The 19,512-nt window shown below is 49.2% G+C and carries 18 protein-coding genes; all 18 read right to left on the bottom strand.

The genetic code is table 11. From position 1 onward, the window contains the following. Positions 1-65: 65 nt before the first annotated feature. Positions 66-2,081, bottom strand: a complete 2,016-nt coding sequence (gene ligA / locus BM056_RS01245; protein WP_092467912.1) for an NAD-dependent DNA ligase LigA — start codon at positions 2,079-2,081, stop codon at positions 66-68. Between the two features lie 13 nt (positions 2,082-2,094). Continuing rightward, entirely contained in the window at positions 2,095-4,290 is a 2,196-nt protein-coding gene (gene pcrA / locus BM056_RS01240; RefSeq protein WP_092467910.1) for a DNA helicase PcrA, read from the bottom strand. Between the two features lie 173 nt (positions 4,291-4,463). Then, on the bottom strand, positions 4,464-4,853 hold the full coding sequence (gene hisI / locus BM056_RS01235) for a phosphoribosyl-AMP cyclohydrolase (protein WP_435050940.1): 390 nt from the start codon (positions 4,851-4,853) through the stop codon (positions 4,464-4,466). 29 nt (positions 4,854-4,882) lie between these two features. Continuing rightward, positions 4,883-5,641: an imidazole glycerol phosphate synthase subunit HisF gene (hisF, locus tag BM056_RS01230; protein ID WP_092467905.1), complete on the bottom strand. Its 759-nt coding sequence runs from the start codon at positions 5,639-5,641 to the stop codon at positions 4,883-4,885. After that, positions 5,635-6,381 carry a 1-(5-phosphoribosyl)-5-[(5-phosphoribosylamino)methylideneamino]imidazole-4-carboxamide isomerase gene (hisA, locus tag BM056_RS01225; protein ID WP_092467903.1) on the bottom strand — a complete coding sequence of 249 codons (747 nt, stop codon included), beginning with the start codon at positions 6,379-6,381 and terminating at the stop codon, positions 5,635-5,637. Before hisA ends, hisF begins: the two co-directional genes overlap by 7 nt. Continuing rightward, complete coding sequence (hisH, locus tag BM056_RS01220; RefSeq protein ID WP_092467901.1) at positions 6,375-6,986, bottom strand: imidazole glycerol phosphate synthase subunit HisH; 612 nt, start codon at positions 6,984-6,986, stop codon at positions 6,375-6,377. Before hisH ends, hisA begins: the two co-directional genes overlap by 7 nt. 22 nt (positions 6,987-7,008) lie before the next feature. Beyond that, on the bottom strand, positions 7,009-7,608 hold the full coding sequence (hisB, locus tag BM056_RS01215) for an imidazoleglycerol-phosphate dehydratase HisB (RefSeq protein WP_092467899.1): 600 nt from the start codon (positions 7,606-7,608) through the stop codon (positions 7,009-7,011). Next, the gene (gene hisC, locus BM056_RS01210; protein WP_092467897.1) at positions 7,602-8,690 is read right to left on the bottom strand and encodes a histidinol-phosphate transaminase; all 1,089 of its coding nucleotides are present in this window, start codon (positions 8,688-8,690) and stop codon (positions 7,602-7,604) included. The genes hisB and hisC overlap by 7 nt, the downstream gene beginning before the upstream one ends. After that, a complete protein-coding gene (gene hisD / locus BM056_RS01205; protein ID WP_092467895.1) occupies positions 8,687-10,009 on the bottom strand; it encodes a histidinol dehydrogenase in 1,323 nt (440 codons plus the stop codon). The genes hisC and hisD overlap by 4 nt, the downstream gene beginning before the upstream one ends. A gap of 62 nt (positions 10,010-10,071) precedes the next feature. Beyond that, on the bottom strand, positions 10,072-10,389 hold the full coding sequence (locus tag BM056_RS01200; RefSeq protein WP_092467893.1) for a YerC/YecD family TrpR-related protein: 318 nt from the start codon (positions 10,387-10,389) through the stop codon (positions 10,072-10,074). 218 nt (positions 10,390-10,607) lie between these two features. Continuing rightward, positions 10,608-11,873 carry a phosphoribosylamine--glycine ligase gene (gene purD, locus BM056_RS01195; RefSeq protein ID WP_092467891.1) on the bottom strand — a complete coding sequence of 422 codons (1,266 nt, stop codon included), beginning with the start codon at positions 11,871-11,873 and terminating at the stop codon, positions 10,608-10,610. Positions 11,874-11,891: 18 nt separating this feature from the next. Beyond that, a complete protein-coding gene (gene purH, locus BM056_RS01190) occupies positions 11,892-13,433 on the bottom strand; it encodes a bifunctional phosphoribosylaminoimidazolecarboxamide formyltransferase/IMP cyclohydrolase (protein ID WP_092467889.1) in 1,542 nt (513 codons plus the stop codon). An 87-nt stretch (positions 13,434-13,520) separates the two neighbouring features. Next, entirely contained in the window at positions 13,521-14,132 is a 612-nt protein-coding gene (gene purN / locus BM056_RS01185; RefSeq protein WP_092467887.1) for a phosphoribosylglycinamide formyltransferase, read from the bottom strand. 30 nt (positions 14,133-14,162) lie between these two features. Then, positions 14,163-15,206, bottom strand: a complete 1,044-nt coding sequence (gene purM, locus BM056_RS01180) for a phosphoribosylformylglycinamidine cyclo-ligase (RefSeq protein ID WP_435050944.1) — start codon at positions 15,204-15,206, stop codon at positions 14,163-14,165. Between the two features lie 15 nt (positions 15,207-15,221). After that, on the bottom strand, positions 15,222-16,658 hold the full coding sequence (gene purF, locus BM056_RS01175; protein WP_092467883.1) for an amidophosphoribosyltransferase: 1,437 nt from the start codon (positions 16,656-16,658) through the stop codon (positions 15,222-15,224). A 34-nt stretch (positions 16,659-16,692) separates the two neighbouring features. After that, positions 16,693-17,400, bottom strand: coding sequence for a phosphoribosylaminoimidazolesuccinocarboxamide synthase (gene purC, locus BM056_RS01170; RefSeq protein WP_092467881.1), 708 nt, complete (start codon positions 17,398-17,400; stop codon positions 16,693-16,695). A 252-nt stretch (positions 17,401-17,652) separates the two neighbouring features. Then, positions 17,653-18,945 (bottom strand): adenylosuccinate lyase, encoded by a 1,293-nt coding sequence (gene purB / locus BM056_RS01165; RefSeq protein ID WP_092467879.1) that lies wholly within the window; start codon positions 18,943-18,945, stop codon positions 17,653-17,655. Further along, positions 18,942-19,475: a 5-(carboxyamino)imidazole ribonucleotide mutase gene (purE, locus tag BM056_RS01160; RefSeq protein WP_174549924.1), complete on the bottom strand. Its 534-nt coding sequence runs from the start codon at positions 19,473-19,475 to the stop codon at positions 18,942-18,944. The genes purB and purE overlap by 4 nt, the downstream gene beginning before the upstream one ends. Positions 19,476-19,512 lie beyond the last annotated feature (37 nt).

Below are 19,512 nucleotides of genomic sequence, written 5' to 3'. Positions count from 1 at the left end.
CTTCCTTTTCACACAAAAGCTGCAACCATTATATCAAAGGCAAAATTAGGTAGCAAGCTATTAAGCTATACCCTGGCCAGTTCCAGGAACTCCTGCTCACCGATAATTTTGACCCCCAGTTTGACTGCTTTGTCGTACTTGCTGCCCGGATTTTCGCCAACGATTACGTAACCGGTCTTTTTGCTTACGGAAGAAGCTACTTTACCGCCCTGATTTTCAATGATTTCTTTGGCTTCATCCCGGGTTAAACTTGACAGCGTTCCGGTAAGCACCACTGTTTTCCCTGAAAACGCACTTTGGCCCAAGCTTTCTTTTTTCTCCGCAGCTACGTTGACACCGCTTTGGGCCAGTCGTTCGATTAATCTCCTGTTTTGCTCTTCATGCATAAAATTAATCAAACTTTCGGCAATTTTGGGGCCAATCTCGGGGATATCGGTTAATTCCTCAAACTGCACATCCATTAATTCATAAATACTGCCAAAATGATCGGCCAGAATGCGGGCCGCCCGCTCACCGACATGCCTGATGCCCAGGGCAAAAATCAACCGGTGCAGCTGGTTGCTTTTACTGGCTGCAATTGCATTTACCAGATTATCGGCCGATTTATCAGCAAACCGCTCCAGTTGCCTTAATTGTTCCGCATTTATATGATAAATATCTGAAACGTCCCTAACCAACCCTGACTCAACCAGCTGTTTTATCACCGCCGGCCCCATACCGGCTATGTCCATGGCGCCCCTTGAAGCAAAATGAATCATTCCTTCAAGCAGTTGGGCCGGGCAGGCCGCACCGGTGCACCTGTGAGCAGCTTCTCCGGTCTGGCGCACCACTTCAGCCCCGCAAGCCGGGCAGGTTGAGGGCATAACAAAAGGTATTTCCGCGCCGTTTCTTTTATTCTTCAGCACTTCCACCACTTCAGGAATTACATCGCCGGCCTTATGGATAATAACTCTGTCTCCAATCCGCACATCCTTTTCTTTGATGATATCCTCATTATGTAAAGTAGCTTTGGATACAGTTGAGCCGGCAATAAAAACCGGTTCCAGTAAGGCTGTAGGTGTGATTACACCGGTACGGCCCACGCTGACAAAAATATCTTTTACCATAGTTTCCGCCTGCTCAGGCGGGTATTTATAGGCAATGGCCCAGCGCGGGCTTTTCATCGTTGCCCCCAAAAAAATTTGCTGAGCCAGCAGGTTAACTTTAATCACCATGCCGTCTATGGAATAAGGCAGTTCTGTTTTTTTATCCCGCCAAATATTACAATAACTTATTGTCTCTTCAATATCGCGGCAAATCAAGTGATGGGGGTTAACCCGAAAACCCAATTCCTCCAGCAGCTTAAGAGACTCATGATGTGTATCCGGCGGTTTTTGGCCGGGTATTTGCAAAGCACCAATGCCATAAACAAAAATATTCAAGTTTCGTTTGGCCGTAACTCCCGGGTTCAGCTGCCGCAATGAGCCTGCCGCCGCGTTTCTCGGATTGGCAAAGGTTGGCTCGCCCCGTTCTTCCCTGCGGCGGTTCAATTCCCCAAAAGACTCTTTGGGCATATAGACTTCGCCCCGGACTTCCAGAATTTCCACCGGGGCGCGCAGGCGCAGCGGTATGCTCCTGATGGTTTTTAAATTGGCAGTAATGTCTTCACCGTTTTCACCATCCCCACGGGTCGCCCCGCGTACGAACGCGCCATTCTGATAGGTTAACGCAACCGCCAGACCATCTATTTTTAATTCCACAACATAGCTGTAATCCTCGCCCCGCAGGGCCGATTTCACCCTGTTATCAAAATCCCGCAAGTCGTCTGCCCCAAAAGCATTGCCCAAACTGAGCAAAGGTGTGCTGTGCTTTACAGTGGTAAATCCTTCACGCGGTTTTCCCCCCACTCGCTGCGTTGGGGAATCAGTGGTAATCAGAGCGGGATTGTCCTGCTCCAATTGAAGCAGTTCCTGCATCAGCCGGTCGTACCGGGCGTCAGTTATTACCGGCGCATCAAGCACATAATACAGATAATCATGTTTTTCAATTTCCTCGCGCAGTTCTTCTATCCTCCGGCGGATGTCGTCTAATTCGCCGACCATGACTATCCCCTTTCTAGCGTTCCAGCGGGGCAAACCGGGCCAGTAAAGTTTTTGTGCCCAGACCGGGAAAATCAATTTTAATTTCCGCGTTGTCACCCTTGCCCTTAACTTCCAGCACCGTACCCTGTCCCCATTTACGATGCGTCACCAACTCACCGGGACTAAAATTTACTGCATTGCCAACGCTGCTTTGATTATTTGCAGCTTTATTGGTAAAATTATTTACTGCATGGTTCACAACCTGAGCTTTATCCTGAATGGATTTTTTTATTAACCGGTCCAGCGGGTCAAAATGGCTTAAATTTTCCTCGGGCAGTTCATTTAAAAAACGTGACGGCTCGTTCACTTTAGTATGACCATATATAGTACGCTGCCAGCAATGAGTCAGATAAAGGCTTTCCATGGCTCTGGTAATGCCGACATAGCAAAGCCTTCTTTCCTCCTCAAGTTCATGCCTGTCCTCCAGCGAACGGGAATGAGGAAATACGCTTTCCTCCAAACCGGCCAGAAATACAATGGGAAATTCGAGTCCCTTGGCACTGTGCAGGGTCATCATCGTTACTCTGTCGGTATCTTCGTCATCCAGCTGATCCAGATCAGTTACCAGTGCCAGATCAGCTAAAAAATCAGCCAGACTGCCGCCTCCGGTGTTTTTTTCATATTCCCGGGTCACCGAGAAAAACTCACTGAGGTTTTCCAGCCTGGTCTGTGACTCAATGGTTCGCTCGTTCTGCAGCGCCCCCAAATAGCCCGATCTTTCCAAAACCTCTTTAACAACATCTGTAACGGAGAGTTCATTGATCTTTTCCTTAATATCTCTCATAACAGATCCAAATTCACAGGCGGATCTGGCTGCCTTTCCGCTTAACCCGGTTATGGATATGCCTTCCTCCAGCAATTGGAGAGGGGCTATGCCCATATTATCAGCCAAGGCCAGAATTTTATCCAATGAGGCAGGCCCGATACCTCTTTTGGGCTCATTAATGATGCGCCTGAGGCCCACTCTGTCGTCAGGGTTGACCAGCAGCCGCAAATAGGCCAGTAAATCCTTTATTTCCTTGCGTTCATAGAATCTTAACCCGCCAATGATGGTATAGGGTATTCCTGCCGCCAGCAGTTTTTCTTCCAACACGCGCGATTGGGCATGAGTTCGGTATAGAATGGCGATATCTCCGTATTTCTTGTGTTTATAGGTATTCCAGCGATTAATCCGGTCTACGATATAATTAGCCTCGGCATGCTCGTCCCTGGCCGAGAAGACAATTATGGGATCGCCTTCCGGCCCGGCTGTCCAAAGGTTCTTATCCTTGCGATCCCTGTTATTTTGAATCACCTTATTGGCTGAATCCAATATCGTGCCGGTGGAACGGTAGTTTTGTTCCAGCATGAACACTTCGGCATCGGGATTGTCTTTTTCAAAACGCATAATATTGCCGATATCCGCGCCGCGCCAACCGTAAATACCCTGATCGGGGTCCCCCACCACGCAGAGGTTGCGTCTCTTTTGCGCCAGCAGATTGACCAATACATATTGGGCGTGATTGGTATCCTGGTATTCATCCACCAGTACGTAATGAAATTTTCCCTGGTAATAATCCAGCACCACCGGGTTGTTTTGCAAAAGCCTGACGGTTTGCATGATTAAATCATCGAAATCCAGGCCGTTATTTTGAAATAGTTTCTTTTGGTACAGGCTATAGACTTTACATACAATTTGGCTGTAATAGTCATGCGATTTTTTTTCAAGCTCCTCCGGCCCGTATAAAACGTTTTTGGCCTGGGAGATCCCGGCCAACATAGCCTGAGGCGGGAATTTCTTATCATCCAGGTTTAACTCTTTTAAGCATTCCTTAAGTACAGTCTTTTGATCATCGGTATCATAAATTACGAAATTTGCATTGTAGCCTGCAAAACCTGATTGGCGCCTTAATATGCGCAGGCAGGTAGAATGAAAAGTTGAAATCCACAGTTCACGGGCCATTTCCGGTACCATGGCCTGAATTCTCTCGCGCATTTCCCGGGCGGCCTTATTGGTAAAGGTTATGGCCAGTATATGATAGGGATCAATGCCCTTTTCTTTCAGCAGATACGCTACCCTGGTTGTCAACACCCTGGTTTTGCCGCTTCCGGCCCCGGCCAGAATCAGCATTGGTCCGTCGCCGTAGGTTACTGCTTTTCTCTGCGCTTCGTTAAGAACAGATAAATCCATTACAACCTCCGCATTTAATCTAGGAGTCAGAATTCAGGAGTCAGGAGTCAGAATAATTTTTAGTTAATAATCAAGGGTCTAAAATACATAAAGGAATGCAAAAATCCCTACTGACTCCTATCTCCTGACTCCTGTATTCTAATTAGAAATGCCACCTTGCGGTGGCTAGTGCATCAGCTTTTACCGTAAACTTTTTCAGGATCAAAAAGTGGTTCGCCAATAACTGTAACCTCACCGTCCGGAGCCAGTGCATAGTGGAAACAGCTGTAATAGCCTTCGTGACAGGCCGCTCCTTTTTGCTCGACCAGCACCAGCAGCGTATCCCGGTCACAATCATATAACACTTCTTTTACTTTTTGTACATTTCCGGACGATTCACCCTTGTGCCAGAATTTTTGCCTGCTTCTGCTCCAGAACCAGGTTTCTCCGGTAGCAAGTGTTTTGGCGACAGCCTCGCTGTTCATATATGCCAGCATCAGCACTTCTTTGGTTTTGGCATCCTGCACTATGGCAGGAATCAGTCCGTCTTGGCTATATTTTAATTCTTCCGGTTTAATCCGCAATTTAAACACACCTTTGGTTGATTTACTTTCTAAATTCTTACCGGGACGTTGTGTTCCCTTAAATATTTTTTAGTTTGGGCAATGGAGTATGTACCGAAGTGAAATATAGAGGCTGCAAGGGCCGCATCGGCCCCGCCGGCGGTTAAGCCCTCCACGATGTGATCAAGATTGCCAACGCCGCCTGAGGCGATTACCGGTATATTAACCCCTTCCGCGATAGCCCGGGTTAGGGAGATATCATAACCGTCTTTGGTACCGTCCCGGTCCATACTGGTCAGCAATATTTCACCGGCTCCCAGGCTCTCTACCTCAGTTGCCCAGGCTACGGCATCAATCCCGGTAGGGGTCCTTCCTCCATGAATATATACTTCCCATTTATTAGGCCCAACATTACGGGCGTCAATGGCCACCACAATACACTGACTGCCAAACCTCTCCGACGCCTCGGCAATAACCCGCGGGTTTTTAATCGCCGCTGTATTGATAGATACTTTGTCGGCTCCGGCACTCAGCATCGCCCGGATATCTTCGGTTGTGCTTATCCCGCCGCCTACTGTAAACGGTATGAACACTTCCGATGCGGTACGGTAAACCATATCCAGCACTGTCTTGCGGCCTTCGTGCGAAGCCGTAATATCCAGAAATACCAGCTCGTCCGCACCTTCACGGTCATAAACAGCCGCCAGTTCCACGGGGTCGCCCGCGTCGCGCAAATCCACGAAATTTGTGCCTTTAACCACCCGGCCGCCGGTCACATCAAGACAAGGGACAATTCTTTTCATTAACATGGCAGCGCTGACCTTTCTTTATTGACAATTTCCAGTGCTTCTGTAAAACTAACCGTACCGGCGTAAAGGGCCTTGCCCACAATAACTCCCTCAACGCCAAGATGCTTCAGTTCATTTAATGATTTGATATCGTCAATTGTTGAAACTCCACCGGAGGCAATAACCTTAACATCAACGGAGGTGACCAGTTTTTTAATCGCCTCCAGGTTCGGCCCCTTTAAAGTTCCATCACGGGAAATATCCGTAAAAATAACCCTTTTGATCCCCATCTTACTGACTTCGTTAACCAGTTCAAGCGCATCCTTTTCCGCAGTTAAGCCCCAGCCTTCTATGGCTACTTTACCGTCACGGGCGTCAATGCCCACAACAATGCGCTCGCCAAAGCGATCACAGGCTTCCTGGACCAATTCGGGGTTTCTAATGGCGACAGTGCCCAGAATTACTCTGGCAACTCCCATTTGCAGCAGTCGCTCGATTGTCGGAATATCCCTGATTCCCCCTCCAACCTGAACGGGGATGCCGACAGCTTCGATAATACTGTTTATTGTTTCCAGGTTCTTGGGCGATCCTGCAAAGGCGCCGTCCAGATCCACCACATGCAGCAGGCGGGCGCCGTTTCCTTCCCAAATACGGGCAACGGCCATCGGGTTATCGGAATAAACTGTTTCGCGGTCAAGCCTGCCCTCCACCAGCCGGACACATTTCCCAGCCCGGAGGTCTATTGCCGGGATTATTAACATCTTTCAACCAACCTCCCAAAGTTTTTCAATATTTGCAGGCCCAGCGCGCTGCTTTTTTCGGGGTGAAACTGAATCCCGAATACGTTGTTCCTGGCCGCAACTGAAGTAAACTCAATCCCATATTCAGTAGCACCGACGATATCTGTAGGGTCGGACGGGTCGACGAAATAGGAATGTACAAAATAAAAAGCGCTGTCTTCGGGAATCCCGTCAAAAAGCGGGCATTCTCTTTTAAATTTTAAAGTGTTCCAGCCCATATGGGGTATTTTCACCCCGGACGGCAGTTTTTTAACCCGGCCGGGCAAAAGCCCCAATCCTTTGGTTGTTCCCCACTCTTCGCTGGCTTCGAACAATAACTGGAGGCCCAGGCATATTCCCAGGAATGGTTTACCTTCTTCCACCACCCGGTAGATAGATTCGATCATGCCCTGTTGCAACAAACTGTCCATGGCGTCTGAAAATGCACCAACCCCGGGCAATACTACACCCCCAGCACTGCTTAAATCTGCGGGATTATTTGTCACCCCGACATCAATCCCAACTTTTTCAAAGCCTTTGGCCACGCTGCGCAGGTTACCCATACCATAATCAATAATGGCTATCAAAAACTTTCCCTCTCCCCTGACACTAAAGTATTCCCTTGGTGGACGGCACTCCCCCGGCAGGATCTCTCACAGCTACGGCTGACCGCAAGGCTCTCCCCAGCGCCTTGAAAACAGCCTCAATGATGTGATGTGTATTTTTCCCTGTCAATAGGCGAACATGAAGGGTTACTAACCCGTTAACAGCCATTGCGCGCAGAAATTCTTCAACCAATTCGGTATCGAATTCGCCGACCTTGGAAGCAGGCATGGGGACATCAAAAGCCAGTAATCCCCGGCCGCTAAAATCCAGCGCCACGGCTACCAGAGACTCGTCCATTGGCAGCAGAAAATGGCCATATCTTTCAATACCCTTTTTGTCACCCAGCGCATCTTTTAACGCCAGTCCCAGGCAAATACCAACGTCTTCCACGGTATGATGCCCATCCACGGCCAGGTCCCCGCTGGCCTTGATCTCAAGATCGATCCTGGAGTGGGCCGCCAGTAGATCCAGCATGTGGTCCAAAAAAGGTACACCTGTAGCAATAGCCGCTTTACCGCTGCCGTCCAAGTTAATGGAAACAGCAATCGCTGTTTCTTTGGTCTCTCTGTTAATTTGTGATAATCGTAATTTTTGCTCTAACATGATTTTTTCTCCCTCAAAGTATCAATAACCTGCTGCAGAGACTGTAAAAAATACTTATTTTCATCCGGCAATCCGACAGATACCCGTAAATACTTAGATAACCGGGGGTCTCCGAAATTTCTAATCAATAAATTCTTTTTCAGTAAGCCGTTATAAACTTCCATGGAGGGTATTGCTGTTTCAAACAGCAGAAAGTTGGCATCGGAAGGATAAACTCGAACGCCGTTCATTTTCTGCAAAGCATTATATAATATTATTTTTTCTTCATTTAGCTTTTTAACCCTGTGCAAAAATAAATCCCGGTTGCGCAGTACCGTTAATGCGGCAACCTGGGAAAAACCGTTTAAATTAAAAGGTTGCTTGACTTTAAGTAAATAAAAAATTATTTCCGGGTGTGTCAACAGATAACCAATTCTGAGCCCGGCCAGTGCGTAAGCCTTGGAAAAAGTCCGCATAACTATCAGGTTACGGTGCTCAGCTAAAAGGTTTAAAAAATCATTTCCTCCAAAGTCCACGTAAGCCTGGTCAACCACAACCGGACAGCTGCAGTTTTCCAAAATAGCCACAATTTGATCTGTGCCGGAAGAATTACCGGTGGGGTTGTTGGGAGAGCAAAGCACCACTAATCCCGCGCCTTCCGCTGAGGATATTATTTTATCCACATCCAGTTCCAAATTATCCTGCCTGGCTGCTTCCACGATTTCCGCACCTGCTATTGTAGCATGAATACCGTACATGGAAAAAGTGGGGACCGCAATGACTACCCGGTTTCCGGCACCGAAAGCAAGCATCAGGTCCAGAATCAATTCATCCGAGCCGTTACCCACCATAATCTGCCTCGTCTCAACTTTATGCCATTGGGCCAACTCATTAATTAGTTCTTCCGCCATGGCGTCCGGATAGCGGTTAAAAGTTTGTGGGCCAGCCGTATCAAGAACCTGTTGCATCAGCCCGGCAGGAAAATCGTACGGGTTTTCATTGGCATCAAGCTTGATTAGACCGGTATAGTTACCCGGGTTATATGGAATAAGCTTTTTCAGACCTTCTCTAACCAGCTGCTCCGGTTTAAAATCAGTTGTCATTTTAAACTACCCCCGTCCTGCCCTTGTCCGGTTTCTCTCTGTTCGAGCCTGATCCCAACGGCTTTGGCGTGAGCGTCCAGTCCTTCTGTCGCCGCCAGAGCCATGATTTGCCTTCCGTCCGTACACAGCGCCTGCATCGAGTAATCAATCAAGCTGGTTTTTTTCATAAATGTATCGACATTGAGCGGGGAAAAGAATTTTGCCGTGCCCCCGGTGGGTAACACGTGATTTGGTCCCGCAAAATAATCGCCGACCGGTTCCGGCGAAAATGCGCCGATAAAAACTGCGCCGGCATTTCTAATGCCGCCCAGCCACCGGTAGGGCTCCAGAACCTGCAGTTCCAGGTGCTCCGGCGCGTATGCATTGGCTATTTGAATACAGTTTTCCATTGCCTCAGTAATGATTATGGCCCCTCGTTCGATAATTGACTTTTCAGCTATCTCCCGCCTCGATATTTTAACAATTTGTTGTGCCAATTCGTTTTTAACCATTTCTGCAAGCTTTGTATCGTTTGTCACCAGTATGGCCGACGCCATTTCATCATGCTCAGCCTGTGCCAGCATGTCTGCCGCTACAAAATCAGGTCTGGCTGCGCCATCGGCAATAATCAGCACCTCACTGGGTCCGGCCAGCATATCAATATCCACAGTGCCAAAAACCTGCCGCTTAGCTGCTGTGACATAAATATTTCCCGGTCCGGTGATTTTTTCAACCCCGGGTATAGTTTCTGTACCATAGGCCAGAGCAGCAATGGCTTGCGCACCACCCACCCGGTATATTTCTGCAATACCCGCCTCGGAAGCCGCCACCAGTGTGTATGGGTTAACAGAGCCGTCTTTGCCGGGCGGAGTGACCATAACTATTTCTTTCACCCCGGCCACGGTGGCCGGAAGAGCATTCATTAGAACTGATGAAGGGTAGGAAGCCTTACCGCCCGGCACATAAATACCAACTCGGTGCAGCGGGGTAATCAACTGGCCCAGTGTAACACCTTCTGGCCTGGGTTCAAACCACGAATTTCTGAGCTGGCGCCGGTGGAAATTTTTAATGTTTTCGGCAGCCTGGCGCAAAGCCGAAAGAAATTCTTTATTTACAGCTTGATATGCTTCCTTTATTTCAGCTTGGCTGACAAGTAAATCCCCCGGAACTATTTCAACACCGTCCAGCCGGGCGGTAACGGCGCATAGCCCGTCATCTCCCCCGGTTCTTACTGTTTTAATTATCTCCTTAACTTGTTCATCAACTTGTTCAAGATCCAACGCTCTATTCGCCAATATTTCGGATAGACCATCATCTCTCGGTTTAATCACTCTGATCAACGGAGCACCCCCAGTGCTTTATTACGTTAAAATGTTGACATGATAAAATATTAAACACTTCGTTATGGTATGTCAATACTTTTATCAGCGGCTTTTAACCGGTCCAATATGGTTTTGTAGCCGTCAGCGCCATAATTTAGGCATCGTTTAACCCTGCTAATCGTGGCAGTGCTTGCGCCGGTACTTGTTGCAATATCTCCATAGGTGTAATTGGCACGCAGCATTCTGGCCACTTCCAGTCTTTGGGCAAAAGATTTAATTTCGGCCACAGTGGCAACATCCTCAAAAAATTGGTAGCACTCATCTAAGTCCCTTAACTCCAATATGGCATTAAAAAACTGGTCTACAAGCTGGTCTCTCAGCTTTCCATTGTATACCACGAGAAACTTCCCCCCGAATTTGAATAATAAACTATAACAGTTTATTATTTCTGGTTTTATACAATGCAATTCGCCATGAAACAAGCAAATCCTTTCACATGGCAAAGTGGTAAACTAAAAAAGATAACCGCAGAATTGTACGGTTATCTTTTTTCTCTTTAAGGGACTATTTAGGTAAATTTTTCAAGTTACTTATATCCGGCGATCCGGTGGTTCCCCTACTTCCCCAGCGCTTTTTGGCCTATGTCCCTGCGGTAGTGCATGCCTTCAAAGCGAACCCGGGAGACGCCCTGGTAGGCCTGGTCGATCGCCTCGGAAATGCTTCCGGATTTGGCGGTTATGCCCAGCACTCTGCCTCCGGCAGTTACCACGCGGCCGTTACGCATAGCCGTGCCGGAGTGAAAAGCCACTACATTTTCCGGCATAGCATCAAGCCCGCTGATTTCTAAACCTTTGGCGTAATCTCCGGGGTACCCGCCTGAAGCCAAAACAACGCAAACAGCAGCGCCTTCGCTCCAGCGGAGGTTCACTTTGTTTAGTTCGCCGGCTAAAATGGCGCCAATAACGTCATCCAGATCAGATTCAAGCATCATCAGTATCGGCTGGGCTTCAGGGTCACCAAACCGGGCATTGAATTCAAGTACTTTAGGACCTTTTTCGGTCATCATAAGTCCGGCGTACAATACCCCTTTGTAGGGACGATCTTCCTGAGCCATGCCGCGTACGGTGGGGATCATCACCTTTTCCATAACTTCCTGTTTTTGCGCCTCAGTAAGCACAGGCGCCGGCGCGTAGGCACCCATCCCGCCGGTATTCAGCCCCTTGTCCTCGTCGAATACCCGTTTGTGATCCTGGGCCGGGATCATCGGTATAACCTGTTCCCCGTCGGTAAACGCCAGTAAGCTTACTTCCTCGCCCCGCAAACATTCTTCAATAACAATTCTGGTGCCGGCCGCACCAAATGCCCTATCCCGCATGATGAAGTCAATGGCATCAAGGGCAACTTGCTCGTCTTCCGCCACTATCACACCTTTGCCGGCAGCAAGGCCGTCGGCCTTAATCACACAGGGAACTCCGACTTTTCGAATATAGCTTCTGGCTTCTGCGGCGTCTTCAAACACCTCATACTCTGCTGTGGGTATATTATATTTACGCATAACTTCTTTGGCCAAAACTTTACTGCCTTCCAGCTCAGCCGCCCGTTGCCGCGGCCCGAAGACCGGGTACCCTTCAGCTTCAAGCCTGTCCACCAGCCCGGCCACCAGGGGCGCTTCCGGCCCTACCACGGTAAGATCAAATTTATGCTGTCTGACCAGGTCAACGATGGCCGGAATGTTTTCAGCCTGAATATTAACGCACTCAGCCAGACTGGAAATACCGGCGTTCCCCGGCGCACAAAAAATCTTTTTTACCCGGGGACTCCGGCTTAATTTCCAAACCAGGGCGTGCTCCCGCCCGCCGCCGCCAACTACTAATACTTTCAAATTATCCCTCCTTACGGTTTAGTGCCTAAAGTGGCGCATGCCCGTAAAGACCATGGCAATGCCATTCTTATCAGCTAATTCTATTGATTCCTGATCCCGAATAGAGCCGCCGGGCTGGATCACTGCGCTGATGCCTGCCGCAGCCGCTTCTTCCAGGGAGTCACTAAAGGGGAAGAACGCGTCGGAAGCAAGTACGGCTCCCCTGGCCTCTTCGCCAGCCTGAGCCAGAGCGATGCGCGTGGAAGTCACCCGGTTCATTTGGCCCGCGCCCACACCCAACACTTTTTTGTTTTTAACAATTACAATAGCGTTGGACTTGACATGTTTTACTACAGCCATGCCAAACAGCAGGTTATCCATTTCCTCCTGGCTGGGCTCGCGCTTAGTCACAACTTTCAGTTTATCGATGTCCACGACTCCGCGGTCAAAGCTTTGCACCAGCAAACCGCCATTTACTTTGCGCAAGTCAAACCCGTCGGAAGACCGGGCGGTCAAGGCATCTGTTTTTAATACCCGCAGGCCTTGTTTTTGTTTTAAAATAGCCAGTGCATCTTCATCGTAACCGGGAGCAATAACCGCTTCCAGGAATATTTTATTCATTTCTTCGGCTGTGGCCGCATCTACAACGGTATTGAAAGCGGCAATTCCTCCATAAGCGGAAACAGGGTCTCCCTCATAAGCCCTTTTATAAGCGTCCAGGGCATTACCCGCGCTGGCAGTGCCGCAAGGGTTGTTATGTTTCACTATTACGGCGGATGGCGCACTGAATTCCTTAACAGCCTCAAACGCTGCGTTGATGTCAAGAATATTATTATAAGACAGTTCCTTACCGTTCAGCTGCACAGCGTTACCAATACAAGCCCCCGTCACGGACGGGTCGCGGTAAAAAGCAGCTTTTTGGTGTGGGTTTTCACCATATCTCAGAGTTTGCACCAGTTCATAGCGCTGCTGCCAGACAGCAGGGAAACCCTGGCCGGCATCATTTAACCCGCTGAGATAGCCGGAGATGGCCGCGTCATAGGCTGCTGTGTGGGCAAATGCTTCTTTGGCCAGTTCTAGGCGGTATTCTTCGCCGACAGCTCCTGATTTAATTGTCTCCAGCACCTGGTTATACCTGGCCGGGCTAACCACCACCAGAACATGCCGGTAATTCTTAGCCGCAGCCCGCACCATGGACGGACCGCCAATATCAATGTTTTCAATGGCTTCTTCCAGGGTAACGCCCGGCTTGGCAACCGTTTCACGGAAAGGATAAAGGTTTACCACCACCAGGTCGATTGGTGCAATATTGTTTTCTTTTAACTGAGCCAGATGATCATCATTGCGCATGGCCAGGATACCACCGTGTACCTTGGGATGCAGGGTTTTAACCCGGCCATCTAAAATTTCCGGGAAACCGGTGACTTCTGATATGTAAATTACAGGTACTCCGGCTTCACGCAGTGTTTTGGCGGTACCGCCTGTAGAAACGATTTCAAACCCGCACTGTGCCAGTTCCCGGGCAAAGTCAACCAGCCCGTTTTTATTGGACACGCTGAGTAGAGCTCGCTTAATTGCCATTATATCCCTCCTACATGGAAATTTTTTACGTTACTTGTATTGGCGCTCCGGTGGTTCCCTCCGTGCGCTGCGCAATTTCCAGATCCCTTATTCTTTCAGGTATACCTTCCGGCCTTGGATTTCCAGTTTGCCCTCGCAAAACAGTCGCACAGCCTCGGGGTAGATTTTATGCTCCTGCTCCAAAATGCGCTCAGCCAGTGTATCAGTCGTATCTGAAGCATGAACGGGTACCACTGCCTGCAGGATTATGGGTCCGGTATCCATCCCATCATCCACAAAATGCACAGTACACCCGCTAAATTTTACTCCGTAATGCCACGCCTGCTCCTGGGCGTGCAAACCGGGGAATGCGGGCAGCAGTGCGGGATGGATATTAATAACACGTTCATTAAAAGCAGCCAGCAAAGCCTTTCCTACCAACCTCATATATCCGGCCAGGCAGACCAGCTCTACGTTGTTTTGTTGTAATACTTCAACGATTTTCCGTTCGTAATTACCTTTACCGGAAAAAGCTTTGGGGTTAATGTATTCCGCATTGATTCCGGCCCGGCGGGCTCTTTCCAGCGCAAAAGCGCTGCTGTTATCACTTATGACCACAGCCACCCGCGCAGGTATTTGCCCGGCCCCGCAGGCATCCATAATCGATTGCAGGTTTGAACCCCGCCCTGAAGCCAGCACTCCCAGGTTGATCTTGTTCATATTCTCCCCCTAATACATGAAACATTACAGTCATAATAATTGGACTTTTCCATTACCCTCTGTAACACTGCCGATAATGCGTGCGTCCTCCCCTTCAGCCTGCAGCTCGTCTACAATCCGGTTCGCGTCAGTTGCACCAACCACCAGCACCATGCCTATACCCATATTGAAAACACGGTACATTTCCAGCCTTTCAACCGGGCCCGCTTCTGCAATTGCATCGAACACCGCCGGTTGCTCCCAGGCGTCGGTATTGATACGGACAGAAGTTCCCCCGGGAAGTATTCTCGGCACATTTTCCAGCAGTCCACCGCCGGTAATATGGGCCATCCCCTTAAGCCGGCCGGCTTTCACCAGCGGCAGTACTAATGGGACGTAAATCCTGGTTGGACGCAGCATCTCTTCAATAACTGAACAGCCTAAAGCTTCATGAGTTCGCTCAGGCTCATCATTGTTATCCAGCAGCACCCGGCGTGCCAGTGAGTAACCGTTGCTGTGCAAACCCGAAGACGGTAACCCAATTAAAGCATCACCGGGGTTAATCGACTTTCCGTCAATAATTTTTGACCTGTCCACCACTCCTACAGCAAAACCGGCGATATCATACTCGCCATCTCCGTAAAAATCCGGCATTTCCGCAGTTTCCCCGCCGACCAGGGCGCACCCGGACTGTCGGCAGCCCTCGGCAACCCCGGCCACTATTTGAGCCACTTTTTCCGGCTTCAGCCTGCCAACAGCCAGGTAGTCCAGAAAGAAAAGCGGTTCAGCTCCAAGGGTTAATATGTCATTGACACACATAGCCACCGCGTCAATGCCAATAGTGTCATGTTTGTCGGCGATAAAAGCAACACGCAGTTTGGTGCCTACTCCATCAGTACCGGAAACCAGCACGGGCTCACGATATTTTTTAATATCAAGAGTGAAAAGTCCGCCGAACCCTCCAATGTCTGTAAGTACGCCGGGTCGAAAAGTACTTTGCACGGATTTTTTCATTAAATCAACAGCCCGGTTGCCGGCATCAATATTAACCCCGGCGTCCGCATAGGTCACATTTTTACGATCAGGCAAAGAAATCCCTCGTTTCAAAGGTTATTCCAGGCTATACTTACCCGTATCTTTTGGTTTGGCAATCTCGATGGGGTAGCTGCCATTGAAACAGGCTGTGCAAAAATTATTGCGATCTTCCCCGAAAATATCAAGCAGCCCTTCCAATGACAGGTAGTGCAGGCCGTCCGCGCCGATTGAACGCCTGATTTCCTCCAGCGATTTCTGTGCTGCTATCAATTCTTTTTCGTTTGAAGTATCAATGCCATAATAACAGGAATTGGTTATCGGCGGTGAACTCAGACACATATGAACCTCGCGGACACCGCACTCGCGCAGCATAGCTACAAGTTTATTGCTGGTTGTGCCGCGTACGATGGAATCGTCCACCATCACAACTCTTTTACCATTAAGCACTTCCCGCACCGGATTCAGTTTTAGCCTAACCCCCAAATCGCGGATTTGTTGGTTGGGCTGGATAAAGGTACGGCCAATGTACCGGTTTTTCATCAGGCCCTCTTCAAAGGGAATACCGGAGGCCTCGGCATAACCTCTGGCCGCGGCAGTGCCGGAGTCGGGCACCGGTATGACCACATCGGCCTCAACGGGGTATTCGTTGGCCAGCACCCGGCCCATTTCCCGTCTGACTTTGTTCACATTGTACCCGTCAATAATGCTGTCCGGGCGGGCAAAATAAATATACTCAAAAATACAGTGGGCTCGTTTACGCGGCTTTAATACCTGGATGGACTCCAGGCCCTTGTCGCTTATCACAACAATTTCACCCGGCTGCAGGTCGCGGATAAACTTGGCTCCCACAGTATCCAGAGCGCAGGACTCCGAGGCTATGACATAGCCATCCCCCAGCGACCCCAGGCAGAGCGGTCGGAATCCGTTGGGGTCACGGACGGCAACAAGCTTATTCTCGGTAATAATTACCAGCGAATAAGCGCCTTTAATATCAATCATGCTTTTTACCAGGCCCTCTTCCAAGCCGTTTTGGGCCGACCTGGCAATAATATTAACAATAACCTCACTGTCGGTTGAAGATTGAAAAACCGCGCCGGTGGCCATCAGCATGGAGCGCAATTCGGTAACATTGGTTAAATTCCCGTTATGCGCCAGACCCAACATCCCGCCGACATACCTGAACAGCAGCGGCTGGGCGTTAACCGGGTGGCTGGCCCCCGTGGTTGAATACCTAACATGCCCGATAGCCAAGTGACCCTGAAGGCCATCCAGTTGATCCCCTGCAAACACTTCTGCCACAAGCCCCATGCCCTTGTATAGCTGAACCTTGTCACCGTTGGCAACGGCAACGCCGGCGCTTTCCTGCCCGCGGTGCTGCAAAGCGTACAGCCCGTAATAGGTTAGCTTGGCCACATCACAGCCGGGGGCATAAATTCCGAAGACTCCGCATTCCTCCCTGGGCTTGTCGGGCAACATTATTTGATTATAAAATCCGGGACGGCGAACTGCCATGCTATCTCCCCCAGATATAAATTTTATTTGGTGTTTAACGGCCGGTTAAGCGCCGGTATACTTCCTTATAGGCTTCTTCTACATTGCCGAGATCGCGGCGGAAACGGTCTTTGTCCAGTTTTTCCTTGGTGTTCTTATCCCAGAAGCGGCATGTATCCGGCGATATTTCATCACCCAGCAACAGCTGGCCGTTATGCAGGCCGAACTCTAGTTTAAAGTCGATCAGGTCCAGTTCCCGCTCCGCCAGGTGAGCACGCAATATTTCGTTTACTTTAAGCGCTATTGCTCTGATGTCGGCCATTTGTTCGGGTGTCGCCAGGTTCAGTGCTCTGATGTGATCACTATTAATCAAGGGATCGCCCAGTTCATCACTTTTGTAGTAGTTCTCAACTACGGTGCGGGACATCACTGTCCCCTCTTCCAGCCCCAGTCGCTTGGCCAGGCTGCCTGCGGCAATATTGCGAACCACAACCTCAACAGGGATAATTTGCAATGACTTTACTACCATTTCCCGTTCGGATTTTTCCTCAACAAAGTGTGACTCAATACCGTTTTCCGCAAGCAGGCGGAAAAAATAAGCCGATATAAGATTATTTAATTCACCTTTGTTGGCAATGGTTCCTTTCTTTAAGCCGTTAAAAGCTGTAGCATCATCTTTGTATTCAATCCAATATAAATCAGGGTTATCGGTGCGGTATACTTTTTTGGCTTTCCCCTCATAAAGCTGCTCTTTTTTCAACATGCTCTTAACTCCTTTTTTTTATTGGAATCATTCCTTCAACCTTAAACCCTAAGAAGAGGTGTATCCTCGTTCCTGTTGTTACGTTACTTGTACCTGGTGTTCCGTTGGTTCCTTCCGCGCGCTGCGCAATTTTCATCGGCTATTTCCCGCATCCAGTGCTCCGCTTGCTCCAAGAATCCCCGGATCGCCTTGCAACGTGGCAATCTTAAAGTAACATCCAACGTAGGTCCGGGCAGGCAGGGTCGTCCGCTCCTATAAACCGAAACGCTTGAAGATGTCGTCTACGTGCTGCAGGTGATAACTGTAATCAAACAGTCCTGCAATTTCTTTTTCCGTCAAAGAGCTCATGACATCGCTGTCAGCTAACAGCAGTTGGCGGAAATCATCCCCGGTGCTCCAGGATTGCATGGCGTTGCGCTGTACCAATTCATAGGCTCGTTCTCTGGACAAACCTTGGTCGACCAGCTTCAGCAGTACGCGCTGGGAGAAAATCAGGCCGTGCGTGCGGTCAAGGTTTTTCTTCATATTTTCCGGGTAAACGATGAGATTTTCCATGATGTCGGCAAATTTATAAAGCATGTAATCCAAGGTAATGGTGCTGTCTGGTATGATCACTCTTTCCACTGAGGAATGGGATATATCGCGCTCGTGCCACAAAGAAACGTTTTCCATGGCGGCCAGGGCATTGCCCCGCAGCAATCTGGCCATTCCGCTGATCCGTTCTGTAGTGATGGGATTGCGCTTGTGCGGCATGGCCGAAGACCCTTTTTGACCTTTTTTAAAGTATTCTTCAGCTTCCAGTATATCGGTGCGCTGCAAGCTTCTAATTTCTGTAGCAAACTTTTCCAGAGAGCTGCCAATTACGGCCAGCGTGGTCATAAACTCTGCATGCCTGTCCCTTTGTAAAATTTGGGTGGATACTCTGGCAGGCGTTAAACCCAGTTTTTTACATACATATTCTTCGATGAACGGGTCGATATTGGCGTAAGTGCCAACCGCACCGGATATTTTACCCGCGCTGATGGTATCCAGCGCGTGCTTCATCCGGTCAATATTGCGCTCGTTTTCAGCCACCCACAGCAGCATTTTCAGACCAAAGGTGGTCGGCTCGGCATGAATGCCGTGGGTACGCCCAATCATTATCGTATAACGGTGTTTTTTGGCTTGATCCAGCAGCACCTGGTTTAGTTTTTCCAGCCTGCTGACGATCTTTTCGCCCGCTTCTTTAATTTGAACAGCCAGTGCCGTATCCACCACGTCGGACGAGGTCAGTCCCAGGTGGATATATTTAGAGGCTTCACCCACGTATTCCGCCACACAGGTAGTAAAGGCGATAACATCGTGATTGGTGATTTCCTCAATTTCTTCTATCCGTGCCACCGTAAAATCAGCCTTTTCCTTAATCTCACGCAGTGCGTCATCCGGCACGATACCCAGCTGGTTCATAGCCTCGCAGGCGCCTATTTCCACATCCAGCCATTTACGGTATTTGTTTTCCTGAGACCAGATTGCTTTCATCTCAGACAGGGTGTATCGATCAATCAAGATTTGCTTCCTCCCATCTTTTCCAGGTATCCTTCAAGGCCCAGCTGCTGCAGTTTCTCAGATTTATGTTCCACCTGCCGGGCCATTTTATCCTTATAGGCAATTATTTTTTCCATTATGCCGGGATCAGTTGCCCCGACGATTTGAGCGGCCAGAATACCGGCGTTCTTTGCTCCGTTGATGGCAACCGTAGCCACAGGAATCCCCGGGGGCATTTGCACAGTGGCATATAACGCATCAACTCCGTTTAAAGCGCCGGAAGCTATGGGCACACCGATTACGGGCAGCGGTGTATGCCCTGCGATAACTCCGGCCAGGTGAGCCGCACCTCCGGCACCGGCTATAATTGTCTTTAAGCCGCGTCCGGCGGCTGCACGGGCGTAAGCTGCTGTTTTTTCAGGCGCCCGGTGGGCTGATGATATAATCATTTCCCAGCCAATACCGAATTCATCAAGAATTTTTGCCGCATCTTTCATTACCGGCAGGTCAGAATCACTGCCCATTACAATCCCTACCAAGACGCTCATCATCTGCCTCCTTGATAAAAAATTAAAAAACCAGGCCAAG

The organism is Desulfotruncus arcticus DSM 17038 (assembly GCF_900113335.1).
Lineage (GTDB): Bacteria > Bacillota > Desulfotomaculia > Desulfotomaculales > Desulfallaceae > Desulfotruncus > Desulfotruncus arcticus.
This window is presented reverse-complemented; position numbering and strand designations above follow the sequence as displayed.